The 26,392-nt window shown below is 71.5% G+C and carries 18 protein-coding genes and 1 pseudogene; 10 read left to right on the forward strand and 9 right to left on the reverse strand.

Going from position 1 to position 26,392, the window contains the following annotated elements; translation table 11 throughout:
• Positions 1–7 precede the first annotated feature (7 nt).
• Positions 8–427, forward strand: a complete 420-nt coding sequence (locus BN1187_RS10155) for a glycoside hydrolase family 2 TIM barrel-domain containing protein (protein WP_147675109.1) — start codon at positions 8–10, stop codon at positions 425–427.
• Complete coding sequence (gene gndA, locus BN1187_RS10160) at positions 420–1,868, forward strand: NADP-dependent phosphogluconate dehydrogenase (protein ID WP_040161374.1); 1,449 nt, start codon at positions 420–422, stop codon at positions 1,866–1,868. Before BN1187_RS10155 ends, gndA begins: the two co-directional genes overlap by 8 nt.
• 69 nt (positions 1,869–1,937) lie before the next feature.
• Here gndA and BN1187_RS10165 read toward each other — a convergent pair whose 3' ends face one another.
• A complete protein-coding gene (locus tag BN1187_RS10165) occupies positions 1,938–2,765 on the reverse strand; it encodes a shikimate dehydrogenase family protein (RefSeq protein ID WP_040161376.1) in 828 nt (275 codons plus the stop codon).
• 290 nt (positions 2,766–3,055) lie between these two features.
• Here BN1187_RS10165 and BN1187_RS10170 point away from each other — a divergent pair, with 290 nt between their 5' ends.
• The 4 genes from BN1187_RS10170 to BN1187_RS10185 are packed head-to-tail and all read left to right on the forward strand — an operon-like array spanning position 3,056 to position 8,707.
• Positions 3,056–5,227, forward strand: a complete 2,172-nt coding sequence (locus tag BN1187_RS10170) for a S8 family peptidase (protein ID WP_218184637.1) — start codon at positions 3,056–3,058, stop codon at positions 5,225–5,227.
• Between the two features lie 27 nt (positions 5,228–5,254).
• Positions 5,255–6,286: an ADP-ribosylglycohydrolase family protein gene (locus BN1187_RS10175; protein ID WP_040161377.1), complete on the forward strand. Its 1,032-nt coding sequence runs from the start codon at positions 5,255–5,257 to the stop codon at positions 6,284–6,286.
• A complete protein-coding gene (locus BN1187_RS10180) occupies positions 6,283–7,779 on the forward strand; it encodes a purine-cytosine permease family protein (RefSeq protein ID WP_052462592.1) in 1,497 nt (498 codons plus the stop codon). Before BN1187_RS10175 ends, BN1187_RS10180 begins: the two co-directional genes overlap by 4 nt.
• Positions 7,772–8,707 carry a PfkB family carbohydrate kinase gene (locus tag BN1187_RS10185; RefSeq protein ID WP_082034638.1) on the forward strand — a complete coding sequence of 312 codons (936 nt, stop codon included), beginning with the start codon at positions 7,772–7,774 and terminating at the stop codon, positions 8,705–8,707. Before BN1187_RS10180 ends, BN1187_RS10185 begins: the two co-directional genes overlap by 8 nt.
• A gap of 48 nt (positions 8,708–8,755) precedes the next feature.
• Here BN1187_RS10185 and BN1187_RS10190 read toward each other — a convergent pair whose 3' ends face one another.
• Together BN1187_RS10190 and BN1187_RS10195 are read right to left on the reverse strand one after the other, a co-directional pair.
• Positions 8,756–9,625 (reverse strand): acyl-CoA thioesterase, encoded by an 870-nt coding sequence (locus tag BN1187_RS10190; protein ID WP_052462593.1) that lies wholly within the window; start codon positions 9,623–9,625, stop codon positions 8,756–8,758.
• Positions 9,622–11,454: an AMP-dependent synthetase/ligase gene (locus BN1187_RS10195; protein ID WP_040161384.1), complete on the reverse strand. Its 1,833-nt coding sequence runs from the start codon at positions 11,452–11,454 to the stop codon at positions 9,622–9,624. The genes BN1187_RS10190 and BN1187_RS10195 overlap by 4 nt, the downstream gene beginning before the upstream one ends.
• A 103-nt stretch (positions 11,455–11,557) precedes the next feature.
• On the opposite strand from BN1187_RS10195, the gene BN1187_RS10200 reads away from it, so the two are divergent.
• Both BN1187_RS10200 and BN1187_RS10205 read left to right on the forward strand, forming a co-directional pair.
• Positions 11,558–12,016 carry a MarR family winged helix-turn-helix transcriptional regulator gene (locus BN1187_RS10200; protein ID WP_040161387.1) on the forward strand — a complete coding sequence of 153 codons (459 nt, stop codon included), beginning with the start codon at positions 11,558–11,560 and terminating at the stop codon, positions 12,014–12,016.
• Positions 11,961–14,936, forward strand: a complete 2,976-nt coding sequence (locus BN1187_RS10205; RefSeq protein ID WP_082034639.1) for an FAD-binding and (Fe-S)-binding domain-containing protein — start codon at positions 11,961–11,963, stop codon at positions 14,934–14,936. Before BN1187_RS10200 ends, BN1187_RS10205 begins: the two co-directional genes overlap by 56 nt.
• 179 nt (positions 14,937–15,115) lie before the next feature.
• Here the strand turns inward: BN1187_RS10205 and BN1187_RS10210 are convergent, their stop codons facing one another.
• Positions 15,116–16,189: a hypothetical protein gene (locus tag BN1187_RS10210; protein ID WP_040161392.1), complete on the reverse strand. Its 1,074-nt coding sequence runs from the start codon at positions 16,187–16,189 to the stop codon at positions 15,116–15,118.
• Positions 16,190–16,252: 63 nt separating this feature from the next.
• Positions 16,253–16,777 (reverse strand): DUF308 domain-containing protein, encoded by a 525-nt coding sequence (locus tag BN1187_RS10215; protein ID WP_040161395.1) that lies wholly within the window; start codon positions 16,775–16,777, stop codon positions 16,253–16,255.
• Between the two features lie 162 nt (positions 16,778–16,939).
• Here BN1187_RS10215 and ettA point away from each other — a divergent pair, with 162 nt between their 5' ends.
• Complete coding sequence (ettA, locus tag BN1187_RS10220; protein ID WP_040161397.1) at positions 16,940–18,622, forward strand: energy-dependent translational throttle protein EttA; 1,683 nt, start codon at positions 16,940–16,942, stop codon at positions 18,620–18,622.
• A gap of 40 nt (positions 18,623–18,662) precedes the next feature.
• The gene (locus tag BN1187_RS10225; protein WP_040161399.1) at positions 18,663–20,300 is read left to right on the forward strand and encodes an MFS transporter; all 1,638 of its coding nucleotides are present in this window, start codon (positions 18,663–18,665) and stop codon (positions 20,298–20,300) included.
• 91 nt (positions 20,301–20,391) lie between these two features.
• Here BN1187_RS10225 and BN1187_RS10230 read toward each other — a convergent pair whose 3' ends face one another.
• The 4 genes and pseudogenes from BN1187_RS10230 to BN1187_RS10245 all read right to left on the reverse strand — a co-directional run bounded on the left by BN1187_RS10230 (position 20,392) and on the right by BN1187_RS10245 (position 26,377).
• Entirely contained in the window at positions 20,392–20,862 is a 471-nt protein-coding gene (locus BN1187_RS10230) for a single-stranded DNA-binding protein (protein WP_052462594.1), read from the reverse strand.
• A 105-nt stretch (positions 20,863–20,967) separates the two neighbouring features.
• Complete coding sequence (locus BN1187_RS10235) at positions 20,968–22,674, reverse strand: GTPase (RefSeq protein WP_040161402.1); 1,707 nt, start codon at positions 22,672–22,674, stop codon at positions 20,968–20,970.
• A gap of 490 nt (positions 22,675–23,164) precedes the next feature.
• Positions 23,165–24,922 (reverse strand): annotated as a pseudogene (locus BN1187_RS10240) (dynamin family protein); the annotation flags it as partial.
• Positions 24,923–24,931: 9 nt separating this feature from the next.
• The gene (locus BN1187_RS10245; RefSeq protein WP_052462595.1) at positions 24,932–26,377 is read right to left on the reverse strand and encodes a PrsW family intramembrane metalloprotease; all 1,446 of its coding nucleotides are present in this window, start codon (positions 26,375–26,377) and stop codon (positions 24,932–24,934) included.
• Positions 26,378–26,392 lie beyond the last annotated feature (15 nt).

The following is a 26,392-nucleotide window of genomic DNA, read 5'->3' on the forward strand; positions in this document are numbered from 1 at the left end:
GGTGAGGATGCTTCGGCCTCAGGACGACGACGTGCGGGGCGACCCCGGCTCGGCCGCGGTCTCGTCCCGCGAGGGGCACAGCCACCGGGCGTGCGAGGGCACGCCCGTCCTCGTGGCGGAGGGCGACCCCGGCACGCACCCGCTGCCCCCGCCCATCTGGTCGCAAGAGTACGAGCAGGAGTACCTTGAGGCGCACCACGCGGTCTTCGACGAGTTCGAACAGATCGTGGGACGCCCGATGTCGGGCTTCGCCGACTTCGCGACGAGCATGAGGCAGTTCCCCCGGGTGGGACGCGCCCCGCGCGGCGTCCTCACCCGCGACCGCCAGCCGGAGGCGGCGCCCCACTACCTGCGTTCGGCCTGGGCGACAGACCGAGCTATGGACCCGTTCCACCCGCATCATCGACGAAAGAGGAAGAATGACTGACGACAGCAAGGTCGGCACCGCTGATATCGGCGTCGTGGGGATGGCCGTCATGGGGTCGAACCTGGCCCGGAACATGGCGCACAAGGGCTTCACCACCGCCATCTTCAACCGCACGTTCGCCAAGACCAAGGACGTGATGGACGAGCACGGCAGCGAGGGCGACTTCGTGCCGAGCGAGACCGTCGAGGAGTTCGTGGCTTCGCTGAAGAAGCCGCGCCGCATCGTCATGATGGTCAAGGCGGGCCCCGCCACGGACGCGACCATCGATCAGCTCACCCCGCTGCTGGAGGAGGGTGACATCCTGGTCGACGGCGGCAACTCCTTCTTCCAGGACACCCGCCGCCGCGAGGCCAAGCTCCGCGACATGAACCTGAACTTCATCGGGTGCGGCATCTCCGGCGGCGAGACCGGCGCGCTCGAAGGCCCCTCGATGATGCCCGGCGGCCCGAAGGAGAGCTACGAGCACATCGGCCCGATCCTCGAGAAGATCTCCGCGCAGTACGAGGGCGAGCCCTGCTGCACGTGGATCGGCACCGACGGCGCCGGCCACTTCGTGAAGATGGTGCACAACGGCATCGAGTACGCCGACATGCAGTTCATCGGCGAGGCGTACGAGCTGCTCAAGGGCATCGGCGTCACGCCGGACGAGGCCGCCGACATCTTCGCCAACTGGAACGAGGGCGACCTCGACTCCTTCCTGATCGAGATCACCTCCGAGGTGCTCCGTCAGAAGGACGCCGAGACCGGGAAGCCGCTGGTCGACGTCATCCTCGACGCCGCCGGCATGAAGGGCACCGGCACCTGGACCGTGCAGGAGGCCCTGAACCTGGGCGTCCCCGCCGCTTCGATCGCCGAGTCCGTCTTCTCCCGCGCCGTCTCCAGCTCCCCCGAGCTGCGCGAGCACGCCCAGGCCGCCCTGGAGGGCCCCAACGGCATCAAGGTGGACGACCGCGAGCAGTTCATCGACGACATCCGGCGCGCGCTGTGGTGCGCCAAGGTCGTCGCGTACGCCCAGGGCCTCGACGAGATCCGCGTCGCCGGCCAGGAGTACGGCTGGGACATCGACGTCGCCGCGTGCGCGCGCATCTGGCGCGCCGGCTGCATCATCCGCGCCAAGCTGCTCGACCGCATCAGCAACGAGTACGCGGCGAACAACCTCGTCACGCTGCTCGAGGCCCCGTCCATCAAGGCCGAGCTCGCCGCGTGCCAGGATTCCTGGCGCCGCGTCGTGGCCCGCGCCACCGAGGCCGGCGTCCCGATCCCGGGCTTCTCCTCGGCGCTGTCCTACTACGACATGGTGCGCGCTCCGCGTCTGAACGCCGCCCTGACCCAGGGTCTGCGCGACTTCTTCGGCTCGCACACCTACAAGCGCGTCGACAAGCCGGGCGTGTTCCACACGCTGTGGTCGGGCGACCGCTCCGAGGTCGAGATCGAGGCCTGATCGAGCCCTCCGGCTTCGCACACCGTCGATGCCGCGCCGGTTCTCCGGCGCGGCGTCGTCGCGTCCGGGTCAGGTGGTCCGGCGGCGGGCGTACTCGCGACGGCAGGCCTCGACGAGCGGTTCGGGCGGGCAGTCGCGTCCGGTCATCAGCTTGAGCTGCTCGATCCCCTGGCCCACCAGCAGGTCGAGCCCGTCCAGCGACGGGCGACCCGCGGCGTCCGCGGCGGACCGCAATGGCGACGGTCCGTGGCTGTAGACCGCGTCGAACGCCCCTCTCGCCAGCGCGACCAGGCCGGACGCCCACGACGGCTCGAGGTCGGTGGGCACGGTGTTGACGACGAGGTCGACCTGGCGTCCCGGCGTCGTCCCCCACGGCAGCACCTCCAGGGTCTGGCCGAACCGGGCGGCAGGACCGGCGAGGCTGCCCAGGGCGCGGCCGGCGTCCCGGGCCAGGACGGTGATCTCACGCACGCCGAGCATCGCCAGGGCCAGGAGCGAGGACCGGGCGGTCGCGCCGGCCCCCAGCAGGATCGCCGAGGTGGCCGACGTGATGCCACGCCAGCCGCACGCGGCGACCATGCCGGTGACGTCGGTGTTGTGCACCTGCGGCCTGGCGCCCCCACGGCCGAAGAGATAGGTGTTGCCGGACGCCAGCTGGCGCGCCCGCTCCGACGGCTCCCCCAGCGTCACGAGGCGTTCCTTCAGCGGCGCCGTACAGGCAAGGCCGACCCACTCGGGCCCGCAGTCGGCGATGAAGCCCGGCAGGTCGTCGGGCAGCATCTCGAACCGGTCGAACGTCCAGTCGGTGAGCCCGAGCAGTTCGTAGGCGGTGCGGTGCAGCACCGGCGACAGCGAGTGCGCGATCGGGGAGCCGAGGACAGCGCAGCGGTGGGTCATGGGATCTCCTGGCTGATGGAACGTCGAGCCACCGTAGCCCGAGGTGGCGAGGGCTCGCGACCACGGAACTTTGTCCGCCGTTCCTGCTACGTTCATCGCGTCTGGTCCTGGACGAAACGAGGAACCCATGCCCCACCCGCCCCGCATTGCTGCGCCTCGCGGCCGCAGTCTCGATCCTTCTCCTACCCCTGAGCGCCCTGCCCGCAACGGCCGCCCCGGCCACGCCCGACTCCCCCCCGTCGCCGAGCACCGCAGCTCCCGACCTCATCCGTGGCGCCAGCGCCGCCACGGTGGGCGAGACCTACATCGTGACGTTCAAGGACGGCACGTCCCCGGCCCGCACCGTCGCGGGCGCCAGCGCCGTCGGAGCGCAGGTGATCGCCCCGCTCACCGAGGTCTTCGACGGGGCCATCGTGCGCGCCACGAAGACCGAGGCGCAGCGCCTCGCCGCGCGCCCCGACGTGGTGCGCGTCACCCCCGACCGGGTCGTCACCGGCAGCGCCGAGACCCAGTCGAGCGCACCGTGGGGCCTCGATCGCGTCGATCAGAGGGCGCTGCCGCTGAACCGTACGTTCACCTACGGCCCCTCCGGCCACGGCATCACCGCCTACATCATCGACAGCGGCATCAACGCCAACCACACCGAGTTCGGTGGCCGGGTCGCCCCGGGCGTGGTCGTCCAGGACATCGGCACCACCATCGCCGACTGCCACGGCCACGGCACCCACACCTCGGGCACCGTCGCCGGCCGCACCTACGGCGTCGCGAAGTCGGCGACGATCGTGCCCGTCCGGGTGCTGGACTGCCAGAATTCCGGCACCGTGTCGGGCTTCGTCTCCGGCATGGACTGGGTGGTCAAGCACCACCGTCCCGGCCAGCCCGCCGTCGCGAATCTGAGTCTCGGCGCTCCCGCGGTGATCCCCGAGCTCGACCGGGCCACGCGGGCCCTGATCAACGACGGCGTCACCGTGGTCGTGGCGGCCGGCAACTCGGGCCAGGACGCGTGCCAGGAGTCCCCGGGGCGGCTGCCCGCCGCCATCACCGTCGGCGCCACCACCGCGTCCGACACCCGGGCCCCCTACTCCAACTACGGCACGTGCCTGGACACCTTCGCCCCGGGCGACCAGATCCTCTCCGCCGCCTACGACAGCAACACCGGCTCGGCCACCATGAGCGGCACGTCGATGGCCACCCCGCACGTCGCGGGCGCCGTAGCGCAGTATCTGGAACGCCACCGCACCGCCACCCCGGCGCAGGTGACGAGCGCCCTCCTCGGCGCCGCCACGACCGGACGGGTGAAATCCCCCGGCGCCAGGTCTCCCAACCGGCTGCTCTACACGGCCGGGTTCACCGCCGAGGCCGCGTCCGGCTCGTACTGGCCCGTCGGCCCCAACCGCATCCTCGATACGCGCACCGGCAATCCGGTGGCGGCCAACAGCTCGCGCACCATCGCCGTGCGGGGGCGGGGCGGCGTCCCGATGAATGCCTCCGCCGTCGTGCTGAACGTGACGGTCACGCAGCCGCGCACCGCTGGCAACGTGGTGGTGCATCCCGCTGGCATCGCGGCGCCGACGGCGTCCAACCTGAACTTCGTGCCGGGCCAGACCGTCGCGAACCTGGTGACGGTGCGGCTCGGCACGAACGGCCAGGTCACGCTGCGCAACAACGCCGGCGGAAGCAGCCACCTCATCGCCGACGTCGCCGGCTACTACGTCGCCGGGACGCCCACCGCGGCGGGCACCTATCAGTCGCTGGTGCCCGCGCGCGCTTTCGACAGCCGCACCGGCACGAAGCTTGCGCCGAACGAGTCCCGCGCCGTGCAGATCACGGGGCGGAGCGGCGTCCCGTCTGCTGTCGGCGCCGTCGTCGTCAACCTGACCGTGACCCAGCCCACTCGCGCGGGCCACCTCACCGCGTACCCCAGCGGCACCCCGGCCCCCTCGTCGTCCAACGTCAACTTCGGCTCCGGGGAGACCCGCGCGAATCAGGCGGTCGTCAAGGTGGGATCCGACGGGCGCATCAGCCTGCTCAACAGCTCCGCGGGCAGCACCCACGCGATCGTCGACATCGCCGGGTACTACCTGCAGGGGACGCCCACGCTGCCCGGTACCTTCGTCGCGCTGAACCCGGCCCGCCTCTACGACAGCCGGCCCAACGACCCCGTCGCCGCCGCGACGAGCCGCTACCTGCCGGTCGGTGGCCGCGCCGGAGTGCCCTCCACCGGCGTCACGGCGGCCGCGCTGAACGTCACCGTGACGAGCCCGACGTCGGCCGGCAACCTGACGGGGTACCCGCACGGCCGCAATGAGCCCGGCACGTCGAACCTCAACTTCGTCGCGGGGAGCACCGTTCCCAACGCGGTCATGGCCGAACTGGGCGAGTACGGGGCGGTGCGGGCGAAGAACAGCTCGAAGGGCACGATTCACCTCGTCGCCGACGTCTTCGGCTACTTCAAGAGCTGACGCGATGTCTCGGGAAGGGAGCCTGTCGTGACCGCCGCCAGTCCGGCGCAACGGGACCGCGCGCTCGGGGCGCTGCTGTGCCTCGCCGTCGGGGACGCGCTGGGCATGCCCACGCAGTACCTGCCGCAGGAGGTGATCGCCCAACGCTACGGCGTGCTCGACGGGTTCCATCCCGGGCCCGACGACAACGACATCAGCCGCGGGACGCCGGCGGGCACGGTCACCGACGACACCGACCAGGCCCTCATCGTCGGCCGACTGCTGGTGGCCGGACGCGGCCGCGTCGACCCGCACGCGCTGGCCGCCGACCTGCTCGCGTGGGAGGCACGGATGCGCGAGCGCGGGTCGCTCGATCTGCTCGGACCTTCGACGCGGCGCGCGCTCGACCTGGCCCGGCAGGGCGTCCCGCCCGATCGGACCGGGCGCTGGGGTGACACCAACGGGGCGGCGATGCGCATCGCCCCGGTCGGCGTGGCCTTCTCGGCCGAGCCGCTGGACGGGCTCGTCGACGCCGTCGCCCAGGTCAGCGCCGTCACGCACAACACGCAGTTGGCCATCGCGGGGGCGTCAGCGATCGCCGCCGCGGTGAGCTCGGGCGTCGGGGGCGCGCGCCTGACCGAGTCGCTCGCGATCGCCACGGCCGCGGCCAGGCTCGGCGCGCAGCGCGGCCATTACGTGGCAGGCGCCGACGTCGCCACGCGTGTCGCCTGGGCTCTCGACCTCGTGTCCGGACGCCGCCCCGAGGACGCGCTGGGCCTGATCTACCGCCTGGTCGGCGCGGGGGTGGCCACCCAGGAGGCGGTGCCTGCGGCGCTGGCGATCGCGTCGCTGTTCCCGGCCGACCCGTGGGGCGCCTGCCGGTACGCGGCCAGCCTCGGCGGAGACTGCGACACGATCGCAGCGATGGCGGGGGCTGTCGTGGGCGCGCACAACCCCGTGACGTCCGTCCCGCCGCACATCCGTGCCGAACTGGACGCCGCCAACCCCGGCCTGGGGCTGCCCGACCTCGTCGACGGGCTTTTGGAGCTGAGAACCGGATCGGGCAGCGGCGTCCGATGAGCGGGGCAGGGCCGCAGGCAGCGGGGGGCGCCGTCGCGCGACGGGTGGGGGTGATCGAGACCCGCGGCATCGAGCCTGTGCCCGACGATGAGCGCCACGGCGGCGCGCTCGGCCTGTTCTGGATGTGGTTCGGCGCCAACATGGGCGTCCTCGGCATCACGCTCGGCGCGTCACTGGTCACGTTCACGGGCCTCAACGTCGCCCAGGCCGTGGGCGTCGCCGCCGTCGGCTCCCTGGGCTCGTTCCTCCTGGTGGGGGTGCTCAGCACCGCGGGCATGCGCAGCGGCGCCCCGGGACTGACGCTGTCCCGGGCCGTGTTCGGCGTCCGCGGCAACTGGGGCCCGACGCTCGTGTCGTGGCTCGGGTTCGTGGGCTGGGAGACCGTGATGTGCACCACCGCCGCCTTCGCGCTGGTGGCGGTGCTGGCCCAGCTCGGGGTCACCGCCGGTCCCGCGCTGACAGCCGTGTGCGTGGTCGCGGTCGTGCTGGTGGCCGCGTTCATCGGCCTGTTCGGGCACGCGACGATCATGTGGCTGCAGAAGTGGCTCACCTGGATCTTCGGCGCGCTCACGCTCGTGGTCGTGGGCTTCCTGGTCGTCACGGTCGACTGGGCCGCGGTCGCGCAGCTGCCGCCCGGACCGCCGGAGGCGGTGATGGCCGGGGTCGGCTTCATCGCCGCCGGCACCGGCATCGGCTGGGTCGCTGCCGGCGCCGACTACGCTCGCTACCTGCCGCGTTCCGTGCCGTCGGGCCGCATCGTCGCCGCCACCGTGCTCGGCGCCGGGCTGCCGCTCATCGTCATCGCCTCGACCGGTGCGCTGATGGCCGCCGGGGACCCGGAGCTCGCGTCCGCGAACGACCCGGTGGCCGCGATCGGCGCCTCGCTGCCCCCGTGGATGTACGTCCCGTACCTGATCGCGGCGGTGTTCGGGCTGATCGCGGCTGCCGACCTGTCGATGTACTCCTCCGGGCTCAACCTCCTGACGGGCGGGATCCGGGTGCGGCGTCCCACGGCGGTGGTCGTCGACGCCACCCTGATCACGCTCGGTGGGCTCTACATCACGGTGGTCGCGCAGGACTTCTACGGCCCCTTCACCACGTTCCTGACCCTGCTCGCCGTGCCGCTGACGGCCTGGGCCGGCATCGTGCTGGTCGACATGGGCCGGCGTCGCCGTGATGACCCGCGGGCGCTCCTCGACACCCGCCCCGGCAGCGAGTACTGGTACCGCGGCGGCGTGCGGCCCGGCGCGGTGATCTCCTGGATCGGCGCGATCGCGCTCGGGCTGTGCTTCGCCCACGCCGAGGTCGGCGACACCACCTGGTTCGCCGGCCCGCTTTCGGGGACGTGGCTCGGCCAGAACTCGCTCGCCTGGCTCGTCGCGGGAGTCACGGGCGCGCTGCTGTTCGCGGTGCTGCGCGCCCTGACCGAAGGTCGGTCGCCGGCCACGTCCCCGGCCGCCCGCCACCGCGACGCAAAGGGCGACGGTGCCTGAACCCGCCGGCATCGTCAGCCTGGGCAGCATCCTCGTCGATCTCGCCGCGGACGTCCCCGCCCTGCCGCCCCGCGGAGGCGACGTCCTCGCGAGCGGCGGCCGCATCCAGGTCGGCGGCGGGTTCAACCTCGCCGCCGCGGCGGCACGCTCGGGAGCACGCTGCCGCTACGCCGCCCCGCACGGCACGGGCCCGTACGGCGACCTGGTGCGGGCGGCGCTCACGGCCGAGGCCATCGCGGTCACGACGCCGCCGCGCACCGACGGCGACACCGGCTGGTGCCTCGCCTTGGTGGAGCCCGACGCCGAGCGGACCTTCGTCACCGTGCCCGGGGTGGAGGCGCGGCTCTCCCCCGCTGACCTCGCCGCCGCCCGCGTGCTGCCGGGCGACCTCGTCGCGGTCTCCGGCTACGACCTGTGCTACCCCGGCAGCGGTCCCGTGCTCGAGGACTGGCTGGCCGGCCTGGACGCCCGCGTCCTGCTCGATCCGGGTCCGCTCGTCGCGGAGATCCCGCCCCGACGGCTCGACCTCGTCCTGTCGCGGCTGACCGTGCTGACGCTCAACCGCCGGGAAGCCGCACTGCTGGTCGGGCCCGTGGCCGACGACCGTGCGCTGCTGGCCGGGCTGCGCGAGCGCCTGCCGCGCGCGGCCCTGGTCGTCCTGCGGATCGGGGACGCCGGCTGTCTCGCCGCGGGCGGTGAACTCGGGGACGAGACGCTCGCGCTGGACGCACCCGCGGTCACCGCGGTCGACACCACCGGCGCGGGCGACACCCACACCGGCGTGCTGCTCGCCGGGCTGGCGCGCGGCGACGACCCTGAGGCGGTGCTGACGAGGGCGAACGCCGCCGCGTCCTACTCCGTGACCAGGCGTGGACCGGCAACCGCCCCGACGACCGCCGAACTCGACCGCTGGCTGGCCGCCCGCTGACGCGCGGCGACCGCCGACGCGGCGATACCCCACGCCGGGCGAACGTCCTCAGCCTGTGGCCACCGCCGGCCACCGCTCGGCGGCGGCGCGCAGTTCGTCCGGCAGCGGCGCGGGGCGCAGGTCGGCGTACCCGTGCACCAGGACGGTCGTCGAGGTACTGAACACGGTCCCGTCATCCGGGTCCGCGATCTGCTGGACGAGCGTCACGGACGTCCGGCCCGCGCGGGCGATCGCCGTCCGGACGACGATGGGCTCGGTGCGGAACTCGATCTGGCTCTGGTAGCGCAGGTCCTGCCGGGCGACGAGCCAGCTGTGCTCCGGCTCGGCGGTCGAACTCCTGATGGACTCCCCGTCGAGCAGCTCCGCCATCAGCTTCACCCGCGCCTCGCCGACGAAGTCGTAGAAGCGGACGTTGTTGACATGCCCGTAGGAGTCCAGGTCCGACCAGCGCAGCCGTACGGGACAGACGTGCGCGGCGTGTCCGATCGTCCAGGAGCCGATGTCGCGCAGCCCGTCGTCGGTGTCCTCCTGGATCGAGCGCAGGTAGTCTCGCTCGGCCGTCCCGAGGCGGGTGGGGCGTCCGACCTCGAAGTCGTACACGCAGCACACCGTCCGTGCCCGGACGACCAACCGGTCGCCGTCGAACACGTCGTAGCCGATCGTGAACTGCGCCGCGCGCACCTCCACGACCCGCAGGTCGACCCGCAGCGGACGCCGGCTGAACAGGATCGAGCCCAGGTACTCCACCGTGTGACTGACCACCACGATGCCGTCGCCGAGCAGGTGCGCCAGCGGGCCGGCCAACGTGAAGTCGACGCGTGCCTCCTGGAGCAGGTCGACGACCTTGCCGTTGTTGACGTGGCCTTGCGCGTCCAGGTCGAGCCACCGCAGCGGGACCTCAAGCTGGAACGTGCTCACGCCGGCAACTCCGCGTCGTAGAGCGACTCGACGACGTCGGCGTACCGCTCGGCGATGTGCGCCCGCCGTACCTTCATGTTCGGCGTCATGATGCCGGCCGACACGCTGAACTCGTGGTCGAGGATGGCGTACCGCTTCACCGTCTCCCACCGCTCCAGCTTGCTGTTGGCCCGCTTCATGAACCGGTCGATGGAGCGGCGGACCTCGGGCAACTGCGTCAGTTGCTCGTAGCTGAGATCTTCCTTCTTGTGCCGCTTGGCCCACTTGTCGAGGGCCTCCGGATCGAGGGTGACGATCGCCGAGATGTATTTGCGGCCGTCCCCCACCGCGACGACCTGGGACACGTACGGGACGTTCGCCGCGATCGCGTTCTCCACCTTCTGCGGCGCGACGTACTTCCCGCCGGACGTCTTGAGCAGGTCCTTCTTGCGGTCGGTGATGGTGAGGTAGCCGTACTCGTCGAGCGTGCCGATGTCTCCGGTGGCGAACCAACCGTCCGTCAGCACCTCGGCGGTCAGCTCGGGCGCCTTGTGGTAGCCCCGCATGATGCCGGGTCCGCGGACGAGGATCTCGCCGTCGTCGGCGATCCTCACCTCCGAGCCGGGCATCACGGGGCCGACCGTGCCGAACCGCGGGCGGTCGGGCAGGTTGAGGAACGTCACGGCGCTGGTCTCGGTGAGGCCGTAGCCCTCGACGATCGTGATGCCGGCCGAGTAGAACCACTCCTGCACCTGACGGCTCAGCTTGGCGCTGCCGGAGATGAAGTACCGCAGCTTCCCGCCCATCCGCTCCTTCAGCTGGGAGAACACCAGTCGGTCGGCGACGGCGTACCGGGCGGCCAGCCCGCGCGGCACCGGCGTGCCCTTCAGCCGATACGGACGCGTCTGCGCGCCCACCGAGAACGCCCAGCGCGCGATGCGGCCCTTCACCCCGCCGGACGGCGCCGAGGTCACCACGGCGTTGCGGACCTTCTCGTAGATGCGGGGGGCGCCGCACATCACCGTCGGGTGGGTCTCGTCGAGCCCCGCCATGATGCGGTCGGTGCGACCGTCCACGAAGGCGGCGAAGCCGATCTGCAACTGCACCGCGACGAGGCACTTGCCGAAGACGTGCGAGAGCGGCAGCCACAGCAGGTGGCTGTCAGTGGGCTCGATGATGCCGGTGGATTCGACGGCGACGGCCTCGTAGGTCCAGCACTGGTGGGTGAGCTCGACGCCCTTCGGCGTTCCCGTGGTGCCGGAGGTGTAGATGAGGGTGGCGAGCGTGTCCGGGCCGGTGGACGCCGTGGCGTCCCGCACGCAGTCGGGGTGCTGCTCCAGGTACTTGGTGCCGCGCGCGACCAGCGTCTCCCAGGTGATCAGCCGCGGGTCGGACGCCTCGGGGTCGTCCTCCATCATGATGACGTGCTCGACGAGGCCGCGCAGTTCGTCGTGCGACTGCAGCTTCGCCAACTGTTGGGCGTTCTCCGCGACGAAGAACCGCGAGTCGGAGTGCGAGACGATGTGGGCGAACTCCTCGCCCTTGGTGTTGGGGTAGATCGTCGTGGTGGCGCCGGCGGCCATGCTGACCGCCAGGTCCATCAGGATCCACCGCATCCGCGTAGACGAGGCGATCGAGACGCGCTCCTCATACCCCAGCCCCAACGACAGCAGCCCCGCGGCGAGCGTCTCGGCCTGCGCCTTCGTCTGGGCCCACGTCAGGCTGGCCCAGGCGTCGTCGGCGGCCCGATATCGGAAGGCCTCCAGGTCGGGAGTCTCCTCGGCACGGCGCTCGAGCATCGCCCCCAGCGACGGTGCGCAGCGTGCGAGAATCTCTTCGCGTTCGGTCATCGGACTCCTCCCGTGTCGACGAAGGGGCTTCGCCCTTCCCGTGGGGTGAGGTTACCGGAGTTATCGACAGTTGAACGGTCAACTTCATGCTACAATAGAGCGCATGACCACACTCGCCGACGTCCGATGGCTCGACCATCGCCAGCAGAAGATCTGGCGTAGCTTCCTGACGGGCAGTGCGGCGATCGATCGGCACCTCGACGAGGCCCTGCGACCCTACGGCCTCGACCTCGGCGAGTACGAGATCCTCGTCGCCCTCTCCGAATCCGAGGATCGACGCATGCGCATGTCCGAGCTTGCCCAGGCGGCCCGGCAGTCGCGTTCGCGGCTGACGCACACCGTCGCCCGCATGGAGAAGAAGGGCTACATCGAGCGCCAGAACTGCGCCGACGACCGGCGCGGCGTGCTGGCGCAGCTCACCGACAGCGGGTTCGCGCTGCTCGAAGAGGCCGCGCCCGTGCACGTCGACTCCGTGCGCCGCTCGTTCATCGACGCCGTCGATCCGGATGACCTCGAAGCTCTCGGAAGGGCCATGGCTGCGGTCGCCGCGGTGGCAGACTGACGGTGTGACCGTCCACGCCGCCACCGACCTCGAGCGCCTCAACGAACGCCTGCTGGCCTCGGCGTTTCCGCAGGCCGACGGTTCGACGCTGACGCGGGCCCTCTACTCCACCGACGCTTCCCTGTACCGCGTCGCCCCCCTCGCGGTGGCGCACCCGAGCGACCAGGCCGCGCTCGCCGGGCTCGTGGACGCCGCGCTCGCGTCCGGCATCCCCCTGACGCCCCGCGGCGCGGGCACCTCCTGCGCGGGCAATGCTGTCGGGCCGGGGCTCGTGATCGACACGGCCCGCCATCTCACCCGCATCCACCACCTCGACCCTGAGCAGCGTGTCGCCGTGATCGACCCCGGGGTCGTCCAGACCGTGCTCACCGCCGCCGCGCTTCCGCACGGCCTGCGGTTCGGGCCCGACCCGTCCACCGCGAACCGCTGCACCGTCGGCGGGATGATCGGCAACAACGCCTGCGGACCGCGCGCGCTGGGGTACGGCCGCTCGTCCGACAACGTCGTCGCGCTGGACGTCATCACCGGCACCGGGGAGCGGCTGCGACTCGATTCCCGTGAAGACCTCACCGCGTCCGACTCCCCCACCTTGCGCGCCCTGCACGAGCTCGTGGCCGCGAACCTCGGGCTGATCCGCACCGAGTTCGGTCGGTTCTCCCGGCAGGTCTCGGGGCTCAGCCTCGAGTGGCTGCTGCCCGAGCGCGGCTTCGACGTCGCGCGGTTCTTCGCGGGTACCGAAGGCGCCCTCGGCGTCATCACCCAGGCCACGGTGCGGCTGGTCGCGGACGACCCGCACAAGACCCTCGTGGCGCTCGGCTACCCCACGATGCCGCAAGCTGCCGACGCGATGCCGTCGATCCTGCCGTTCAAGCCGACCGCCGTCGAGGGCATGGACCGGCGCATCGTCGACGTCGTCTCGCGTGCCCAGGGCGCGGACGCCGTCCCCCGGCTGCCGGACGGGGACGCCTGGATCTTCGTCGAGCTCACCGACACCGACGCGGACGACCTGGCTGAGCGAGCGGCCGGGCTGCTGGCCGCGTCCGGGTGCCAGGACGGCGAGGTCGTCACCGACCCGGTCGTCGCGGCCACGCTGTGGAAGATCCGCGCGGATGGCGCCGGCCTCGCCGGCGTCAGCCTGGACCGGCCCGCGTACGGCGGCTGGGAGGATTCCGCCGTCCTGCCGGAGAACCTCGGCCACTACCTCCGCGACTTCGACGCGCTGCTGGACAAGCACCACCTGCACGGCCTGCCGTATGGACACTTCGGGGACGGCTGCGTCCACTGCCGCATCGACTTCCCGCTGACGGACGAGGGCGGCACCGCCGCGTACCGCTCCTTCATCGAGGACGCCGCGCGGCTCGCGGCGTCCTACGGCGGCTCGATGTCGGGCGAGCACGGCGACGGGCGGGCGCGCTCCGAGCTGCTGCCCGTCATGTACTCCCCCGAGGCGATCGCGCTGTTCGGCCAGGTCAAGGCCATCTTCGACCCCCGCAACCTGCTCAACCCGGGCGTCCTGGTCGACCCGGCGCCGTTCACCGCCGACCTGCGCGCCCCACAGGTGCGCCGCTCGCCGCTGTGGTTGACCGACGAGGCGTTCGTCGAGGACGTCCACCGCTGCACGGGCGTCGGCAAGTGCGTGACCGCGAGCCGGGCCGGCGGCGTCATGTGCCCCTCGTTCCAGGCGACCCGCAGCGAGAAGGATTCCACCCGCGGGCGCGCCCACGTGCTGCAGGAGATGATCAACGGCACCCTCGTCAGCGCCGGCTGGCGGTCGGCGGAGGTGCACGAGGCGCTCGACCTGTGCCTGTCCTGCAAGGGCTGCGCACGCGACTGCCCCGCCGGCGTCGACATGGCCGCCTACAAGTCGCGGGTGCTCCACGAGTCGTACAAGGGGCGGCTACGCCCGATGAACCACTACGCCCTGGGCCTGCTCCCGCTGTGGGGACGCCTCGTCCAGCGCGTCCCGGCCGTGCTGCCGCGACTGGCCAACGCCGTGCTGCAGGCGCCGGGGCTGCAGGGGTTGGTGAAGCGCATCGCGGGCATCGACCCGAAGCGGACATCGATGCCGCGGTTCGCGGTCGGCTCGAACCGGCGCAAGGTCCGTGTCGCGCTCGAGGCCGGACGCCCGCTGGCGCTCAGCCGGCGCGGACGCCGGGCGCTCGGGCGATCGAGCCTGACCCCGACCGGCGCGCCGGAACGGCCGCAGGGGCGTCCCGTGGTGCTGTGGGTCGACTCGTTCTCGGACGCCTTCGAGGGCGACACCGTCGCCGCCACCGCGGCCGTGCTGATCGAGGCCGGGTTCACGCCCCGCCTGCTCGAGCGCAAGGCCTGCTGCGGGCTCACGTGGATCTCGACCGGCCAGCTGGACGGCGCCCGGCGCGAGCTGCGCGCCGCCACCGACGTGCTGCACCCGTTCGTCGCGCAGGGCGTCCCGATCGTCGGCACCGAGCCCAGCTGCCTGTCGGTGTGGCGCTCGGACGCTCTCGAGCTGCTCCGCGACGACCCCCGGGTGGCCGAGGTCGCGCGCAACACGTTCACGCTCGCCGAGCTGCTCGCCCGCACCCCGGATTTCGCGCTGCCCGACCTGTCCGGGCACACGGTCGTCGCCCAGCCGCACTGCCACCAGGCGTCCGTCATCGGCTGGGCGGCTGACGAGAAGCTGCTGAAGGCGACCGGCGCGACGATCGTCCGTGTCGGCGGCTGCTGCGGGCTGGCCGGGAACTTCGGCATGGAGAACGGCCACCACGACGTCAGCGTGGCGGTCTTCGAACAGGACCTCGGCAAGGCCATCGACGCCGCGGGGCCCGCCGCGATCGTCCTCGCGGACGGGTTCTCCTGCCGCACCCAGGTCAACGACCTGCGCGGACGCCAGGCGCTGAGCCTGGCCGAACTGCTGGCAGCCCATCAGCCGGTGAGCTGACTCCCGCGCCTCCGTGCGGCCGTGGCTCTAAGATCCGTCGCCGCACCCGGAGCCTCCTCGACGACCGGCGCTCCCCGGGCAGACGCAGACCTTCGCGGACGCCTCGATGACGAGCGAAACGGGCCCGGATCATGCGATCCGGGCCCGCGTCGCGCCTTGTCAGGCAGCCATCATCGGGTTCAGCGGCCGGTGCCGCCACCCAGCTGCTGCAGGTCGGAGGCCGGGATCGTGGCCTCGGGCTGCGGAGCGGTCAGGTTGGGGTTGTCCTCGTTGAACTCAAGGACGCCGTCGAGGTGGAAGTCGGTGGCGGCGAGCTTCGTGGCGCTGGCGTCGCCGTCGGTGACGGGCCAGGTGCGGGCGACATCGTCGAGGTCGACGACGACACGGCTGATCTTGCCGTCGGCCAGGTCGACGGTGGTGTCGAGGTTGGCGCCGTCCTTGATCTTCTTGACGGCGTCCTGGGCCTGCTCGTCGGTGAACTTGTCGTTGGGGTCGACCGCGGCGAGCGCGGGGAGGAGCTTCTTGGCGTCCGTGACGACCTTGTAGGTGTCGTCGTCGACCTTGGTGACCTCGGAGTTGTCCATGAAGGCGGCCTGCACCTTTGCGGGATCGGTGGTCGGGGTCGCCTGCGGGGACGCGCTGGCCTGCGCCTGCTGCAGCGCCTTCTGCACAGACTCGGAGTCGAGCTCGACCCACTTGCCGTCGATCAGCGGAGTGATCCACGGCTTGGAGGACGCCTGGTCATTGGCCGCCATGCGAACCTGGTCGCCCGTGAACAGACCGGTGGCCTGGCCGATGCCGTCCACGTCGGCCTTCGCGAAGGCGCGCTTCTCGAGCCAGGTCAGATCGACGGCCTTGCCGTCCACCGCCAGCTGGAACGCCCCGTCGAGGTTGGCCGGGTCCTTCTCGTGGTTGAGCTCGGCGCCGCGGGAGTGCATCGACACCTTCATCGTCAGCTTGGGCAGCACCTTGGCGAGCGTGGTCTGCATCTGCTTGTTCGAGGAGCTGGACGGCGACGCCGAAGCCGTGCTGTTCATCGCGTCCATCGCCTTGGTGAGGTCTTCCTGCGTCGTGTCGAACCGGAAGGTCGAGGTCAGGTCCTTGCCCTGCCCCGTGTTCGTGGCGGCCTGAGCCAGCGCCTCCTTCGGGTCTGCGGGGGCCGGGTTACCGCCAGGGGTGTTCGCTCCGGTCTGGGTGCAGCCGACGACGAGGAGAGCGGCGGCCACCGCGGGGGCGGCGATGATCTTGCGCATGGGGTGTGATCCTTCCGAGGTGGATACTGGGCTTTCGGATGTTGATTCTGATGGATGCGAGGGTCAGCGACCACGCCGTGGTCCCCAGCCGACCGCGACCGAGACCAGACCGTCGATGAGCAGACAGGCTCCGACGAGCACCGAGAACTGGACGATCGTCGGTGCGACCACCTCCGCCAGCACGAGTCCGCCGACGAACAGCGAGACGAGCCCGGCGAGCACGAGCGGCCCGCGCAGTCCGGCGTCCTCGCTGGCGGACGCGAGCCGCGCCACGCCGTTGACGAGGAAGACGAACGCGGCCACCACGATCAACAGGTTCGCGCCCAGCCACGAGTATCGCAGCGTGATGAGGCCGAGCACGAACAGCGTGGTGCTGGCCACGAACTCGGAGTAGAACCCGGCGCGCAGTCTCCCGAGGAAGGACACGACCACGCCGACCGCGCCGCCGATCAGGGCGAGCGCACCGGTCGCATACAGCGTGGGCGGCATAGCCACGATGCAGGCGGACAGCACCAGGACGCCGGCGACGGCCAACAGCATCCCCACGACCACGTCAGCGGGACCTCCCCGGTTGGGACGCGAGCTCATGGGCACCTCCTGACGCGATGGATGGGCCCTCCCCCGCCGCGCGGACCGGGCAGGCGCGGCGGCCGCGGGAGGGCGGTGGTCATCATAGCTGGGCCCCCGGAGCGCAGCCCTATACTGAGGGACGGCCCTGACACGATCCCTACCACCCAGCAAGGTTGGTCCATGCCTGAGTTCATCTACACGATGCACAACGTCCGCAAGACGCTCGGTGACAAGCTCATCCTCGACAACGTCACCCTGTCGTTCTACGAGGGCGCCAAGATCGGCGTCGTCGGACCGAACGGTGCCGGAAAGTCCACCATGCTCAAGATCATGGCCGGGCTGGAGAAGCCGAACAACGGCGAGGCGATGCTCAAGAAGGGCGCCACCGTCGGCATCCTGCTGCAGGAGCCCCCGCTGACCGAGGACAAGACGGTCATGGAGAACATCGAAGAGGCGGTCAGCGAGACCAAGGGCATGCTCGACCGCTTCAACGAGATCGGCGTCGAGATGGGCGACCCGGACGCCGACTTCGATGCGCTGATGGAGGAGATGGGCAACCTGCAGACCGAGCTCGACCGTCGCGAGGCGTGGGAACTCGAGAGCCAACTCGAGCAGGCGATGGACGCGCTGCAGTGCCCGCCCGGGGACACCCCCGTCGATGTCCTGTCCGGGGGCGAGCGGCGCCGCGTCGCGCTGTGCAAGCTGCTCTTGCAGCAGCCCGACCTCCTGCTGCTGGACGAGCCCACCAACCACCTGGACGCCGAGAGCGTCAACTGGCTGGAGGGTCACCTGAAGACCTACCCGGGAGCCGTGCTCGCCGTCACGCACGACCGCTACTTCCTCGACAACGTCGCGGAGTGGATCTGCGAGATCGACCGCGGCCGCCTGCACCCGTACGAGGGCAACTACTCCACCTACCTGGAGACCAAGCGCGGCCGCCTGCAGATCGAAGGCAAGAAGGACGCCAAGCGCGCCAAGATCCTGGAGCGCGAGCTCGAGTGGGTGCGCGCCAACCCGAAGGCCCGCCAGGCGAAGAACCGCGCCCGCCTCGCCCGCTACGAAGAGCTGGCCGCCGAGGCCGAACGCAACCGCTCGATCGACCTCGCCGAGATCAACATCCCACCGGGCCCGCGCCTGGGCGCGGAGGTGCTGAGCGCCGACCACCTCACCAAGGGGTTCGGCGATCGCGTGCTCATCAAGGACCTGTCGTTCTCGCTGCCGCGCGCCGGCATCGTCGGCATCATCGGCCCCAACGGCGTCGGCAAGACCACCCTGTTCAAGATGGTCGTGGGCGAGGAACAGCCGGACGCCGGCGACCTGCGCGTCGGGCAGACCGTCTCCTTCAGCTACGTCGACCAGAACCGCGCCGGCATCGACCCGCAGAAGAACGTGTGGGAGGTCGTGTCGGACGGCCTCGACTACATCAAGGTCGGCAGCTTCGAGATGCCGTCGCGTGCCTACGTCGCGTCGTTCGGCTTCAAGGGACCCGACCAGCAGAAGCTCGCCGGGGTGCTCTCCGGCGGTGAGCGCAACCGCCTCAACCTGGCACTGACCCTCAAGCAGGGAGGCAACGTGTTGCTGTTGGACGAGCCGACCAACGACCTCGACGTCGAGACCCTGCAGTCGCTGGAGGACGCGCTCCTCGAGTTCCCCGGCTGCGCCGTGGTCATCTCCCACGACCGCTGGTTCCTCGACCGCGTCGCGACGCACATCCTCGCCTGGGAGGGCGACGACGAGAACGAGGCCAACTGGTTCTGGTTCGAGGGCAACTTCGCCGACTACGAGGCGAACAAGGTCGAGCGCCTCGGCGTCGACGCGGCCCGTCCGCACGCGAGCAAGCACCGTCGGCTGACGCGCGGCTGAGCCCACCGTGACCGAGCGAGCGCCGCAGACGGGCGCCCCAATGATCGCCGAAGATCAGCTGCGCGAGCTCGCGCGGACGGAGCAGCCGTCCGGCAAGCGGCGATCCGCCATCGCGGTGGCGGGCGCCGCCACCCTCGGCTCCGTTCTGTTCGGCTACGACACCGGCGTCATCTCGGGCGCGCTGCCCTACATGGCGATGCCTCCTACGGCCCGGGGCCTGGGGGTCGACCCGTGGCAGGAGGGCTTCATCGGCGGCGCCCTGCTCATCGGGGCGGCCATCGGGGCGCTGGTGACCGGACGCCTCGCCGATCGCAACGGCCGACGCCACACGATCCTGGTGCTGGCGGTCATCTTCCTGGTCGGCTCCGTCGGGTCGGCCCTGGCCCCGATCGTCGAGGTCATGTACCCGTTCCGGTTCATCCTCGGGTTCGCGGTCGGCGGCGCGTCGGCCACGGTCCCGGTCTATCTGTCGGAGACCGCGCCGCAGCGCATCCGCGGCACGATCGTGGCCGCCGATCAACTGATGATCGTGTCCGGGCAACTCCTCGCCTTCCTCGCCAACGCCGGCGTGAACCACGCCTACGGCGGTCCGCAGCTGACGGTCGCCTCTGATCCCTCCGGCACGGTGCCGCCCGGGCCGCATCCCTGGGACGACGTGGCGGGCTTGCAGGCCTCCCGCGGCGGACCTCTCGACCCCGCGACCTGGCAGTCGCTGGTCGACCACCTGGTCATCAGCGGCGGTAACGGTTCGGCGTGGCGAGTGATGCTGGTGCTCTGCAGCATCCCGGCGATCGCGCTGTGGGTCGCCATGCGGCGCATGCCCGAATCTCCCCGCTGGTCGATGGCCAATCACCGCTACGTCGAGGCCGTCCGGTCGCTGCTGCGGCTGCGCGACCGCGACGACCCCGCCACCGGGGACGAGTTGGGCGAGATGCTCGCGGTCCAGCGGCTGGCCGAGGCGCAGCCGCGGGCGTCCCTGCGCGATGTGCTGCGGACGCCGTGGATGCGCCGGCTCTTCGGGGCCGGTGTGCTGCTTTCGGTCTGCAACCAGACCACGGGCGTCAACACCGTCATGTACTACGCGCCCAAGGTGCTCGAGTACGCGGGGCTCGGCGCCTCGGCCGCGATCACCGCCCAGGTCTCCAACGGGATCATGTCGGTGATCGGGGCCGCCGGCGGCCTGTGGCTCATCCACCGGTTCCGCCGCCGACAAGTCCTGATCACGTGCATCGTGCTGGTCGCCGCGTGCATGTTCGCCCTCGGCGGGCTGTTCACCTGGCTCATCCAGCCGCACCTCGCCTCGGGCACGCTGCCTCCCGCCTACGCCCCGACGCTGATTCTGGTGGTCATGGGCTTCTTCATGCTGGTGGTCCAGGCGGCCAACGGACCCGTGGTCTGGACCATGATGGGCGAGATGTTCCCGTCCCGGGTGCGTGGAGCGGCCGCCGGTGCCGCGGTGTTCTGCGGCTGGATGACCAACGCGCTGATCACGGTGACGTTCCCGACCCTGTTGGCGACCCTCGGCGGCGGGCCGACGTACGCCGCCTACGGCGTGTTGAACGTCGTCGTCGCGATCGCCTTGTTCAAGGTGATGCCCGAGACGTCCGGACGCTCGCTCGAAGAGCTCGAGGGCGACCTTGAGAGCCGCTACGACAAGGCGCTCACCAGCAGCCGCTGACCGAGACGGCACGCGGGGGGCGACGCACGCTGGGGCGACGCAGGCGGCGTGCCGCTCGCGCCGCCCTCCGCTCACCCGGGGCGGGCGCCCGTCACGCGGCCGGCGCAGCGGCACCCTCCGCGGCGAGTTCCTCGCGGGCCTCAGCGTCGGCTGCCTCGGACGCCTCGTAGGGCGACTCCATCATCGGAGCCTCCTCCATCGCCGACGACCGGGCGAAGCGGCTCGTGCCGCGGCCGAGGTCGTGCCCGAGATGCGTCGCCTCGACGACCAGCCCCTCCTTGACGACGCCGTCCGCGTCCGTCCACGTTTCGCTGCGCATGCGTCCCGAGAGAAACACCGGGTCTCCCTTGCGCAGGCTGGCCTTCGCGTTGTCGGCCAGCGCGCGCCAGCAGGTCACGCGCAGCCAGGTCGTCGCCGGGGTGTCCTCCCACTTGTCGCCGACGCGGACCCGCGGCGTCACGCCGACGCGGAACGAGGCGCGGGCGACCCCGGACTCCGGACGGGTGTACCAGACATCGGTGCCGACGTTGCCGGCCAGGGTGACGATCGTTTCCATGGGCATGGTGCTTCTCCTTCTCGTAGGGTCACCCCCACGATGGGATCGGCCTCGCCCCGGGCGTCAGCACATCCGTCCGCTGTGGATGGTCATCCGCACGGAAGGAGACCGTCAACGCGCCCGTGCCACCGCCGTCCGGGCCGCCTTCAGCCGCTCGAGCTCGACCTCGACGGGCTGCACGACCTGAGACTGGGTGACCGCCGCGATGCGCTCGGTGAGCACGCTGCCGGCCCGGTTGGCCTTCGACCGAGCCCCGATCTCGATGAACAGCCGACTCAGCAGCGCCACGAGGATGCCGCCCGCCACGCCGATGCCCAACAGCAGCGTCGGGGCGGGGATGTTCCACCAGTAGACCGTGGGGATCGGCGGGGAATGACTCAGCAGCGCCACGAGGATGCCGCCCGCCACGCCGATGCCCAACAGCAGCGTCGGGGCGGGGATGTTCCACCAGTAGACCGTGGGGATCGGCGGGAACTGCAAGAACGTCAGGATCAACGGGAGGAACAGCCAGAGCAGGCCCACCACCGCGGCAAGGAACAAGATCCACTGCACGACGTTCACCAGCGGCCACCAGCCACCGCCGCGGCCCATGTGCAGGTCGGCGGTCGCGATCGACGAGTCCAGCTCGTCAGGGAGCGTTTTGTCGTTGCTGCGTGCCGCCGAGCGGACCGCTTCCGCCCAGCCGCGCGGCAGTCCCCCGGTCGTCGCCTCGACGAGCCCGCGCAGCGCGCCGTCCAGCTGCGCCTTCTGCACCGGCGTCGCCTTGGGCAGCGACGTCCGCGCCGTGGACGCCTCGAGTTGCGCCTGCTCGCGCCTGGCGCCCCGCGACGGCAATCCCAGCCGCTTCAGCGGATCGGGGCGGAAACGCTGAAGCCACTTCAGCACCGGCCAGCCCGTCGCCAGGGTGCCGCGGTAACGCCACGCGTTACGGACGCCGTCGACCACGATCGGGACGCCCGCGGCCTTGGCCGTGCTCTCGTTCAGCTCTCGCCTGGTGCGGGCGCTGACCTCGGGGACCCGTTCGTCGCCCAACGTGCGGGCAAGCGCCTCGGCTCCTGTGGACACGTCCGCGGAGAACCGCTTGGCCGTGGCCGTCTTCTCCCGCACCGTGCGCTCGATCAGCTCGCGCAACTCCCGGACGCCCTGCCCGGTCAGCGCCGACATCGCCATCAGGGGCGTCTTCTTCAGGCCTTCGGAGTCCAGCAGGCGCCGAAGGTCGACCATCGTGTTGCGCAACTGCTCGGGCGTGAGCCGGTCGGCCTGATTCAGCACGACGACCATCACCTCGGCATGGTCGGCCAGCGGCTTGAGGTAGCCGTCGTGCAGGGCTCCGTCCGCGTACTTCTGCGGATCGACGATCCAGATCAGCATGTCGACGAGCTTCACCATGCGGTCGACGGTCATGCGGTGCCGCAGCTCGGTCGAGTCGTGGTCGGGCAGGTCGACGAGCACCAGGTTCGAGTACGGCCCCTGCCCGGACGCGATGAGGTGGCGGCGCGGGACCTCGAGCCAGTCGAGCAGTTTCGTCGGCAGCTCGGTGCCCCAGACGGCGGCCATGGCGTCCGCCGTGGTGGGACGGGTGACGCCTGCGGTGGCGAGGGTGGTGCCCGACAGCGCGTTGAAGCTGCTCGACTTGCCGGAACCCGTCGCTCCCGCGAGCGCGATCACCGTGTGGTCGCCGGACAGCGCGAGGCGCTCCCCCGCCCGCCTGACGATGTCGCTCGCGTCTTGGACCGGGCCCTCCGGCGAGCGTCCGCGGCTCAGCTTCGCGGCCTCGTCCAGCGCATCGAGGCGGCCCGCCAGATTCGTCTCACTCATCGTCCGACCTCACCCGCCGGCCCTGCGTCGGATCCGGCGGATCCAGCACCTCGCCCTGCACCGTCTCCGGCTCAGGGCGGTCGCCCCACCGCGGCGCCTGGCGGGACGGCGCAGGATCGTCCAGCAGCCCGAACTCGGCCAGGACCTCCGCATCGTGGTCGCTGAGACCGGCCTCGTCCGCCTCATGGTCGCTGAGCCCGGGCTCCTGCGCATCGTCGCGGACGCCGTGCTCGACCGGTTCAACCCGGACGCCGTCGTCCGGGGCGGACTGCCAGCGCCGCACGCCGGGCTCGTCCTCGTCGGCGTCCGGCTCGTCGTGCTTCGGCCGGTCCGGCTCGACGGGGAAGCCGAAAACGTCGCGCCGAACGTCCCTGCCCGCGGCGACGAACTCACCCGCCTGCTCCTCCTGGCCCGACGCCTCGAGCTGGGCCGGTTCCTCGCCCGGGCGCCGCTGTCCCGGCAGGTACAACGGCTCCCGCTCGGGGGACCCGTCACGCTCGAGAACGGGCTGCGTGGCTGCCAGTTCGCGGCGGCGCTGCGACTCGATGGTGTAGTCGCCGCTCGCCCGCATGGAGCGCAGGGTCGCGGCGGCCTCGCGGACGGTGTCCGCCTGGCCGGGAACCAGGCCCACGCGGTCGAGCGCGACCTGATAGCGGTCGAGCTCGCCGCCCATCAGCCCCTGCACCCGATCGTCGAGGGCCTCTTTGGCGGTGCGGGCCATGCGGCGCACCGCGCTGTCGCCGAAGAACGCCTCCAAGAAGCGCTGCGCGAGCACGGCGGTGCCGCCGGCGATGCCGAACTCGGCACCGGTCAGACCACTCGTTGAGGCGAACACCACGATCATCAGAGCGAGGCCGACGCCGTTGACGCCCACGGCGAGGAAGCGGGCGCCGACGCGTTTGTCGGCCCCCTCCGCGCTCACCAGCTCCAGCACGTCGCCCTGCCAGTCGCGGATCGCGCGCGCCACGGCGTCGGGGAAACGCTCGGAGGCGCGGGAGAGATCCTCGGGGGTGGACGTCAGCACCTGACGTCCCGCCGGGTGGCCCAGCCAGGCCGACTCGGTGCGCTCGGCGGCGGCCTCTCCCTCTTGCACGATCATCGTCTCGAGCCCCGTCTGGACGGCCGTCTGGCCCTCCTGCGCCTCGGGCGGCTCGCCGCGGAACATGCCCACGACCTTGTCGCGCAGCCAACCCACGCGCCGCTCGATGCTGCGCATGAACTCGCCCGTGCCGACGAAGTCCTGCCAGCGCGCCAACACCTCGCCGCGCAGCATCGACCCGTCAGCGGTCTGGACGCCGACCGTGCGCGCCGCCTCCTGGTACGACTTCTCTGCGTCGGCCCACAGCTGGTCGGCGGCGGCTCCCTGCTGATCGAGCGCCTCGGCGACCGCCGGCGCGCGCGAGATGAGGGAGCCGATCGCGCCGTCCAGCGTCTGCAGGACGACGGCCTGCCGGCTGCGCGTGTCGGCGGCGATGGTGGCCAGCCAGTCCCGGATCGGCGAGACGGCGGCGTCGGGCAGCATCCCGGCCTCGTCGGTGGCGGTCTCGGGAACCGCGAACAGGGGGGACTCCCCCAGCCCGCGCTCCATCATCAGCCGCCCGAGGTGGGCCGGGACGTCGTGCATCGCGGCCGGCGGGACCCGGTCGAGCACGACCGCGACCGCGGCCGAGCGTCCGGCGGCGTTCAGCAGGTACTCCCACGGCACAGCGTCGGCGTAGCGGGCGGCGGACGTCACGAACAGCCACAGGTCTGCCGCGGCGAGCAGCTGCGCGGCCAGCGCACGGTTCTCCTGGACGACCGAGTCGATGTCAGGGGCGTCCAGGAGCGCCAGGCCGGGCGGCAGGCTCGGCTCGGCGACGAGCTGCAGCGTCGAGGTGTCGTTGACCTGCTGGAAGCTGCGGGCCAGTCCGGGCAGGATGCGGTCGGACTGGAAGTACGACAGGTCGTCGGGGTGGTGCACCAGGACGGGCGAGCGGGTCGTGGGCCGGATCACGCCGGGGCGCGACACCTCGCGTCCGATCAGCGAGTTCACCAGCGTCGATTTCCCCGCGCCGGTGGAGCCGCCGACGACGGCCAGCAGGGGCGCGTCCAAGGACTCGAGCCGCGGAAGCACGTAGTCGTTGAGTTGCGCGACCATCTCCTTCGCCTGCCGGTCCGCCTCCGGCGCGCCGGGCATCGACAGCGGCAGACGCGCACGGCTCAGCGCGTCGCGCAGGTCGGTCAACGAGTCGACGAGGCTCCCGCCCATTCAGGACTCCTAGCTCGGTGGGCCCCATCGCGGATCGACGGGTGAGTACTGGGGGGAGCCTACCGCCGACGGCGGGGCGTACCCAGACCCGACGGGCTGCATGTCCCTCGGAGGCGCCCACCCTTGCTGGACGCGCCGCCGTCGTCGCCACGGCCACTGGATCTTCGGCAGATGCAGCTTCATGCCGCGCGGGTCGGAGATGGCGTCGGGCCGCAGCTGGCGCACCCGATCGATGAGTTCGCGCGCCCGCAGGTCGCCCGTCGCATCGACGGTGCCGCGCACCTGGGCGTCGCGAAGGTAGGCCAGCTCGGTCATCGCCCGCTGCAGCCGGAGGGTCGCCACGAACGTCCGCCAGCCGTGGCTCAGCCCGACGAGAGCCGCCCACCAGCGGCTGCGATGCCGCCCGAACACCTCGGCGTCCGCCTGCGGCAGCCAGCCCAGGCGGACGTAGTCGCCCAGGCGCGCGTCGATGCGCCGCCCCTCGGCGAGCAACTGCCGGACCACCCACAGGACGAACGCCAGGACGAGCGGGTAGGTCATCAGCATCATCGTGACGGGCGGGAAGCCGGACGAGGAGACGCTGGCGAAGAAGTTGAAGTACATGTGCAGCAGCGCGGCCGTCAGATAGCCGGTCACCGGCGCCAGCACCCGGACGAGGAGGCTGCGGGAGCGCAGCGCCACGACGACGCCGATCGCGGTCATGGAGGTGAACAACGGGTGCCCGAACGCCAGCAGGACGCCACGCATGAGGACGAGCTGGTTGATCGCCTGCTCCGGGTCGCCGACGCCGATCTCGACCGAGCTGTACACGATCGCTCGGCCGTAATAGATGATGTTCTCCGTGAAGGCGAAGCCGGCGCCGGACAGCCCGCCCAGCACCACCGCCGAGATCGTGCTGACGAGCCGGTAGCGCACGGCGATCGCCACCAGGAACAGGATGGACGCCTTCGTCGCCTCCTCCACGAACGGCGCCACGAACACCGCCGCCCGCGCCCCCTGCGTCGGGTCGCCGTTGCCGGTGATCTTGAGCTGCTCGGCGGCCCACGTGTTGATCACGATGGACGCCGCCGTCGACACCGCACCGCCCCAGCCGAGCGCGAGCCACCACAGGATCGGGCGCTGCGGCCGGAACCGGTCGAGCAGGACGTACAGCACGACCCAGAACGCGAGAGTCGGGGCGGCCAGGCCGGCCGCCTCCCGGAACGCGGACCAGTTGATGCCCGGAACCTCGCCGCCCTGCACAGGCGTCGGTCGGCTGATCATGTCGTACTGGAACCACAGGCACGCCGCGTAGAGCGCGGTCATCGCGATCAGCACCCACGTCCACGGGCTCGTCAGGACGCGCCTGGGCAGCGGACCGGACGCCTCGCGCGGCACCGGGAGGCCGTTGCGCCGGCGCCGCGTGACGGCGACCGGGGTGACAGCGGCCGGGGTGGCGGCGATCGGGTCGGACATGGCTCCCAGGGTAGC

The sequence above is a fragment of the Nigerium massiliense genome (genome assembly GCF_000826085.1).
Taxonomy (GTDB): domain Bacteria; phylum Actinomycetota; class Actinomycetes; order Propionibacteriales; family Propionibacteriaceae; genus Propioniciclava; species Propioniciclava massiliense.